Origin of the sequence: Novosphingobium sp. B-7, assembly GCF_000410615.1 — a bacterium.
Lineage (GTDB): Bacteria > Pseudomonadota > Alphaproteobacteria > Sphingomonadales > Sphingomonadaceae > Novosphingobium > Novosphingobium capsulatum.
In genome coordinates this window covers 838-8,283 of sequence record NZ_KE148410.1, presented here as the reverse complement: position 1 = coordinate 8,283, position 7,446 = coordinate 838, and the positions used below count along the sequence as shown (strand labels likewise).

Sequence of the window (7,446 nt, the reverse complement as noted above, 5' to 3'; positions counted from 1 at the left end):
GCCACCGCGCGGCCCCGCCCCGCCCTTTGCGTTCAGCGCCGATGGTGGCGCGGTTTCCGCCGCCGGGCAGGTTTTCCTGCTGCTGCCCCCCGGCACCACGCGCTGGCGCGCCACGTTCGGCTTTGATCTGTCGGGCGCGCCCAAGGGCAGCCGCGGCGTCAGCTCGCTGGGCGCAGGAACGGTCACGGCGGCAGAACCACTCGACGCCAGCGCCCTGCGGCAGAGCTTCTTCATGGCCGGTCCGATCGGCACCTGGCCGGCGGGTCACGCGCAAGATGGCTTTTTCGGCGCCTGGCAAGGCCGCCCGGCCTTCGATGCCGGCGCCTTGCTGGCGTGGACCGGTGCGCTCCATGGCCATTACCGGCAGATGTTCGGGCAGACCCGGCCCGCGCCCTATGGCGTGTTCCTGCGCTACAACCCGATCAACGCGGGCGGCGGAGTGGGCCTCCACCATGCGTTCGTCACCACGTTCGGCACGGGGCGCGGCGCGGACCTGGCCAGCATCCGCATCACGCTGGCGCACGAAATGTTCCACACGTTCCAGCCCTATGTCACCCGGCCCGGCGGCCTTGAATCCGCGTGGTTCGGCGAAGGACTGGCCACGTTCTACCAAGCGCGCCTGCCGTTCCGCTTTGGCATGATCGATGCCGATGCGTTCCTGCACGATCTGAACTGGACGGCGGCGCGCTATTACACCAGCGCCATGGCCAGCGTGCCCAATGCGCAAGTGCCGGCGCGGTTCTGGGCCGATACCCGCATCCGCACCCTGCCCTATGACCGCGGCATGCTCTATTTCGCCACGGTGGATCACGCCTTGCGCCAGAAAAGCGGCGGGCGCGAAAATCTCGACACGCTCGTCCTTGCCCTGCTGGCCCGGCAAAAGGCCGGCGCGGCCCTCGCCAACGCTGATTGGGAAGACCAGTTGGTCCAGCACCTGGGGCCGCAAGGCGTGGCCGATTTTCGCGCGTTCCTGGACGGCGCTGTGCCGCTGCCGGCGTCCGACGCCTTTGGCCCGTGCTTTGCCCGCACCACCACCCGCCTGCGCCGCTATGAGCTGGGCTTTGCAACGGACGTTCTCGCCGAGCCCAAGCGGGTGGTGCGTGGCCTGGTGACCGGCTCTGCCGCTGCGCTGGCCGGTGTGCGCGATGGCGACGAGATCGTCGATCCGGTGCCGCAGGACGGCATCCAGGGCGAGCAAACGCAAGAGTTGACCCTGCGCCTGCGCCGCGATGGCCGTGTCTTTACCGTCACTTACCTGCCACGCGGCGAAACCGTCGATGCCTGGCAGTGGCGGCGCGTGCCGGTTTCCCCCGGCACTGCCTGTGCTCTTTGAGATGCGCCCTTTGCGAAAGGTTGTCCCGATGCGCGCCCTGCTGCTTCCCCTCATCCTGGCAAGCGCCGCTGCGCCGTTGCACGCCCAGCCGGCTTCACCGGCACCCGCGCAAACCGCCCGGCACGCGCTGGCAGCGCCGGTGATCACCCACCACAAGGGCACGTTCGGCGGGCAGACCCTGGCCTATACCGCGCAGGTGGAGGCGACCGAGGTGAAGACCGTGGATGGCGCGGCCCGCCTTGTCAGCTTTGCCTATCTGCGCGATGGCGCCAACCCTGCCACGCGGCCGGTGCTGTTCGCGTTCAACGGCGGGCCGATCGTGGCCTCGGCCTATGTCCACGTCGGCGGCCTCGGCCCACGCCGCGCCACTTTCCCCGATGACATCGCCGCCGATCCGGCCAAAGTCACCCTGGCAGACAATCCCGCTTCGCCACTCGACGCCGCAGACCTGGTCTTCGTCGATCCCGCGTCCACCGGGTTCAGCACCGTGGCGCCGGGTACCGATCCCCATGCGTTCTGGTCGGTGCGCGCCGATGCTGCGCAAGTTGCCGCATTCATCCGCGCCTGGCTGGCCGCCCACGGGCGAACCGGCGCGCCGGTCTATGTGCTGGGCGAAAGCTATGGCACCAACCGCGCCTGCGAAATCGCGCGGCAATTGGCGCAGGGCCCCGATCCGCTGCCGCTGGCCGGCGTGGTGCTCTATGGCCAGGCGGCCAATATCATCGAATATGCCCAGCGCCCCGCCAATGTCACCAGCTATGTCGCCTCGCTGCCCACCCTGGCGGCGATCGCGTGGTATCATGGCCGGGCCGATCGGCAGGACCCGGCATTCCGGGGCATGGACCTGCCCGCTTTCCTCGCCGCCGCGCGCGCCTTTGCCAAAGGCGATTACCTGACCGTGCTCTATCAGGGCAGCGGCGCGCCGCTGGCCGATCGCGCCCGTGTTGCCGCGCGGCTGGCCGCGTTCACCGGCATCCCGGCCGCCTGGTACCTGGCGCACGACTTGCGCATATCCAAGGAACGCTATCGCGTCGAACTGCTCAAGGACAAGGGCCTCGTGCTGGGCCGCATGGACGCGCGCTATACCATGGCCGCGCCCGCGCAGGGCGGCGCGCCCGATGCGTCGGAAGCAATTACCGATACCCTGGCCCGCCTGTTCGAGCGCTACCGCCACGACGAACTCAAAGTGGCGGAAACGCAGCCCTATGTCCTGTCCGCTCCCGTCGAAGGGTTTGACCAGTGGGGCTGGGGATCGGGCACCAGTCCCTTTGCCGATTGGCCCTATTACCAGGGCATCACCGCGATGATGGCGGCCAACCCGCGCTTCCAGGTGCTGGTCGCCAACGGCTATTACGATACCCAGACCACGATGGGCGGGGCCGAGCTGCTCGCCACGCAATCGGGCTGGGACCCGCAGCGCGTGACCTTGCGCTATTACGACGGGGGCCACACCGGCTATTCGGTGGCAGCCACGGCCCAGGCCCTGGGGAATGACATCCGCATGCTGATCAGCAAGACTGCTCCTGCTCAAACCGGGCAGGCGCCGCGATGAGCCGCGCCCTGCTCCCGCTCGCCCTCGCTCTCGCAGCGGCGCCACATGCGGCGCAAGCGGCGGACGAGAACCTCGTCATCGTCTCCAACGGCGAAACCGTCGGCTCGCTCAAGATCCACACCCAGGGCAACCGCGTGGCCGTGGACTACCGCGTGGACGACAATGGCCGCGGGCCCAAGCATCACGAGGAGCTGGTGCTCGATCCCTCGGGCGTGCCAACCAGCTGGACGATCCATGGCACCTCGCTGATGGGCGGCACGGTGGATGAAAGCTATGCCTACGCCGGGCAGGTGGCGCGCTGGAAAAGCCAGGCCGACGCCGGCAGCCAGGCCTTTGCCCGCCCGCCGCTCTATATCGCCAACGATGACAGCCCCTATGCCCTGGCGCTCTATGCCCGCGCGGCGATGGGGCGGCCAGACCATTGCCTGGCCGTGCTGCCCTCGGGCCGGGTCTGCGCGCAGGCGGTGCGCACGTTCGCGCTGGGCAGTGGCAAGGCGGCCCTGCCGGTCACTGCCTGGCGCATCACCGGAGTGCAGCTCAACCCCGGCTATGTCCTGCTCGACCAGGCTGGGCAGTTGGCCGGCGTGTTCGGCCCCGGCGCCGATGGCACCACGATCCGCGCCGGCCATGAGGCGCAAGTGCCGATGCTCGCCAAGCTGGCGACCGAGCTGGAAACGGCGCGCGCGCTGGCCCTGCAACAGCAACTGGCGCACCGCTTTGCCACGCCGCTGCGCATCCGCAACGTGCATGTGTTCGATCCGGTCAGCGGCACCCGCTCTGCCCTGTCGACCGTGGTGGTGATGCGCGACACGATCACCCAGGTCTTGCCCGAAGACCCAGGCGCGCCTGATCCCGCCGACGAGACGGTGATCGATGGCCAGGGCGGCACGGTCTATCCCGGGCTGCACGACATGCATTCGCATGCCACGCTGCCCTCCGGCCTGCTCTATCTGGCCGCTGGCGTTACCGCCACGCGCGACATGGGCAACGACAATGCCTTCCTGCAAGACCTGATCACCCGCGTCGATGCCGGGCAGGTGGCCTGGCCGCGCATCGTGCCCAATGGCTTTATCGAGGGGCGCAGCCCCTATTCGGCGCGCTTCGGCTTCATTCCCGTCAGCGTGGACGAAGCGCTCAAGGACGTGCGCTGGTACGCGGCGCGCGGCTATGCCGAAATCAAGATCTACAACTCGATGAACCCCGATTGGGTGGCGCCGATCGCGGCAGAGGCACACCGCCTCGGCCTGAAAGTGACCGGCCATGTCCCAGCGTTCGACACGCCCGACCGGGTGATTGCCGATGGCTATGATTCCATTGCCCATGTCAACCAGCTGATGCTCGGCTGGATCTTGCAGCCGGGCGAAGACAGCCGCACGCCCCTGCGCCTGACAGCCATGGCCCGCGCCGGCAGCCTCGATCTTGCCGCGCCCGCCGTGCAGCACACCGTGGGGCTGATGCAGCAGCATCATGTCGCGCTCGATACCACGGCCTCGATCTTGGAACAGCTGATGCTCAGCCGCGCCGGGCACGTGCCGCAGGGGCAGGAGGATTTCCTCGGCCACATGCCGATCGGCTTCCAGCGCTACCGCAAGCGTTCGTTCGTCACCCTGCCCGATGCCGCCGCCGATGCGGCCTATCACAGTGGTTTTGCCAAAGTGCTGGAAACCATTGGCATGTTGCACCGCGCCGGGATCGTCCTGTTGCCTGGGACCGATGAAGCGACCGGCTTTGCCGTGCAGCGCGAGCTGGAACTCTATGTTCAGGCCGGCCTTACCCCGGCGCAGGCGCTGCGCACGGGCACGCTGGATGCCGAGCGCTTTTTCGGGCGCGAGGGGCAACTGGGCACGATCGCGCGGGGCAAGCTGGCCGATCTGGTGCTGGTGCCGGGCAATCCGGTGGAAGACATCGCCGCCATCCGCCGCCCGCGCCTGGTGCTGCGCGGCGGGGTCGCCTATTTCCCCAGCGAGATCTACACCGCGCTGGGCATTGCCCCGTTCACCACGCCACCGCCGCTTCACCCCGCCAAGGAAGCCCTGGCCAGCCAGGACGCCGGGCTCACCGCCCGGTCCGCCTTTGGATACGAGATTGCCGACCATGCCGATTGACCGCCTGATCCTGGCCGCTGCCCTGGCGCTCGCCCCGCTCGCCGCCCCGCTGCCCGCGCACGCTCAGGACGCCGGCCCACGCGCTTTCATCACCAAGGGTCAGGGCACGTTCGGCACCACGCGCATGGCCTATGACGCGGCTGAAGAGGAATTCATCCTGCGCAGCCCCGATGGCAAGGCGGCCGCCAGCGTCTTTGCCACCAGCTATCTGAAAGCCGGCGGGAAGACCGCAAAACCCGATGCCAGCCGGCCCGTGCTGTTCGTGTTCAACGGCGGGCCTGGCTCGGCTTCGCTGTGGTTGCACATGGGCATGCTTGGCCCGCAGCGCATCGATTTCGACGATCCCGATCATCCTCAGACCACTGCCCCGTTCCACACCGTGGCCAATGCCGACAGCCCGCTCGACGTGGCAGACCTGGTGCTGATCGATCCGCCCGGCACCGGCTACAGCCGCATCTTGGCCGATGGCACCCCGGCCATGTTCTATGGCGTGGAGCAGGACGCGGTGGCCACGGTGCAGGTGATTGAACAGTGGCTGGCCCGCCATGGCCGGATGAACGCGCCCAAGTACATCCTGTCGGAAAGCTATGGCACGGTGCGTGCGGCGGTGGTGGCACGGCTCTTGGCCGGCGGCCCCACCCAGACCGGACAGATGGACGGCATCAGCTTGAACGGCGTGATCCTGCTGGGCCAGGCGATGGACATGGCCCATGGCGCGGCGGGCGACGATCGCGGCTATCTTGGCATCCTGCCCAGCCTGGCGGCCACGGCATGCCATTTCCACAAGGTGGCGCCAGACTGCACCCCGCAGGGCCAGGTCGATGCGGCGCAGGCCTTTGTCGATGACACCTATCTCGGCGCGCTGCATGCCGGGTCGCGCCTTGATCCCGCGCGCCGCGCCGCCGTCGCGCAGGCGATGGCGCGCCTTGTCGGCCTGCCCGCGGAAACGATCTTGGCCAACGATCTGCGCCTGTCGGGCGCGGCCTTTGCCCGCCTGCTGCTGGCGGCCGAGGGACGGCGCACCGGGCTCTATGATGCGCGTTTCACCCTGCCGCTGGCCGCCGCCGGGCCAGACCCGGTGGCCGATGACCCGGCCATGGCGCAATATGTGCCGGGCTTTGTCGCCGCGTGGGACGCCTATGCCCGCGACACGCTCAAGATCGACCTGCCCCAGCCCTACAAGGCGATTGCCTTTCGCGATGTGAACGGTGCGTGGGATTATGGGCCATCGCCCAGCAACTATGCCACCGATCTTGCCACGGCGATGAACCGCAACCCGGCGCTGCGCGTCCTGGTCGGCACCGGGCTCTATGATCTTGTCACGCCACTGGGGACGGCAAGCGATACCATGGCCCATTCCGGTGCGCCGGCAGACCGCGTCGCTTTCCGCACCTATCCCGCCGGGCACATGGCCTATCTGGGCCGCGAGGCGCGCCAGGCCCTGGCTGCAGACTTGCGCGCCTTCATCACGGGCAGCGTGCGATGAGCGCACCCGAAGCGCCGATCCACCTCGGCAAATCGGTGGGCCTGGTCGGTGTCGTCACGTTTGGCGCGGGCACTGCGATCGGGGTCTCGATCTTCACGATCCTGGGACCGACCGCGCAAGTCGCCGGGGCGGGCCTGTTGCCGGCGATCGGCCTTGCGGCGTTGCCGATGCTGATCTTTGCCCTGGCTTATGCCTATCTCGGTTCGGCCCTGCCGGTATCGGGCGCATCGTATGAATGGCCGCGCCGCTTCATCCACCCGGCGGTGGGCTTTCTCATCGCCTGGATGCGCATCGTGGCCAACGTGGGCGCCATGGCGATCCTGAGCCAGGTACTGGTCGGCTATCTCGGCATGGTCGTGCCGCTGCCGCCCCTGCCCGCCATGGCGGCACTGATCACGCTGGTCTTTGCGCTCAACTATCGCGGCGTTGCCCTTGCCGCCAAGGCGCAGACCGCGCTCATGGCCCTGCTGCTGGTGGTGCTGGCACTGCTCGTCGCGCTTGGCCTGCCGCATGTGCGCGTGGCCACGATGGGCGCGCCGCTCTCGGTGCCGCTGCCCCAGGTGCTTGCTGCCGTGCCGCTGATGATCAGCCTGTTCCTGGGCATCGAAAGCGCGGTGGAAATCGGCGAAGAAGTGCGCAATCCCGCCCGCACCATGCCCTTGGGCATCGCGCTGGCGATTGCGCTGACGGCGCTGGTCTATGGCGCTGTGGCGGCCACGGCGCTGGGCTTGATCGGCCCGGCCGGATTGGCCGCCAGCAATGCGCCGCTGCTCGACGCCGCGCGCGTGGTCATGGGCAGCCCGGCCGCCACGATACTGATCGTGGGCGCCGCCACGCTCTCCATCGTCAAGTCGATGAACGCGCTGGCGCTGACCTTTTCGCGCAGCCTCTTTGCTATGGGGCGCAGCGGCGCGCTGCCCACCGCACTTGGCCGCGTCCACCCGCGCTTTGCCACGCCGCACGTGGCCGT

Annotated in this window: 5 protein-coding genes; all 5 read left to right on the top strand. The window is 68.6% G+C overall.

Going from position 1 to position 7,446, the window contains the following annotated elements:
* Nucleotides 1-1,333, top strand: a 1,333-nt coding sequence (locus H926_RS0117820; protein ID WP_022677514.1) for a peptidase M61, incomplete at its 5' end; no start/stop codon positions are given.
* Nucleotides 1,334-1,361: 28 nt separating this feature from the next.
* A complete protein-coding gene (locus tag H926_RS28555) occupies nucleotides 1,362-2,885 on the top strand; it encodes a S10 family peptidase (protein ID WP_022677513.1) in 1,524 nt (507 codons plus the stop codon).
* Nucleotides 2,882-4,990, top strand: a complete 2,109-nt coding sequence (locus tag H926_RS0117810) for an amidohydrolase family protein (RefSeq protein ID WP_022677512.1) — start codon at nucleotides 2,882-2,884, stop codon at nucleotides 4,988-4,990. The genes H926_RS28555 and H926_RS0117810 overlap by 4 nt, the downstream gene beginning before the upstream one ends.
* The gene (locus tag H926_RS0117805) at nucleotides 4,980-6,476 is read left to right on the top strand and encodes a S10 family peptidase (protein WP_022677511.1); all 1,497 of its coding nucleotides are present in this window, start codon (nucleotides 4,980-4,982) and stop codon (nucleotides 6,474-6,476) included. The genes H926_RS0117810 and H926_RS0117805 overlap by 11 nt, the downstream gene beginning before the upstream one ends.
* The coding region (locus tag H926_RS28550; protein ID WP_022677510.1) for an APC family permease at nucleotides 6,473-7,446 on the top strand (974 nt) is incomplete at its 3' end. The genes H926_RS0117805 and H926_RS28550, both read left to right, overlap by 4 nt.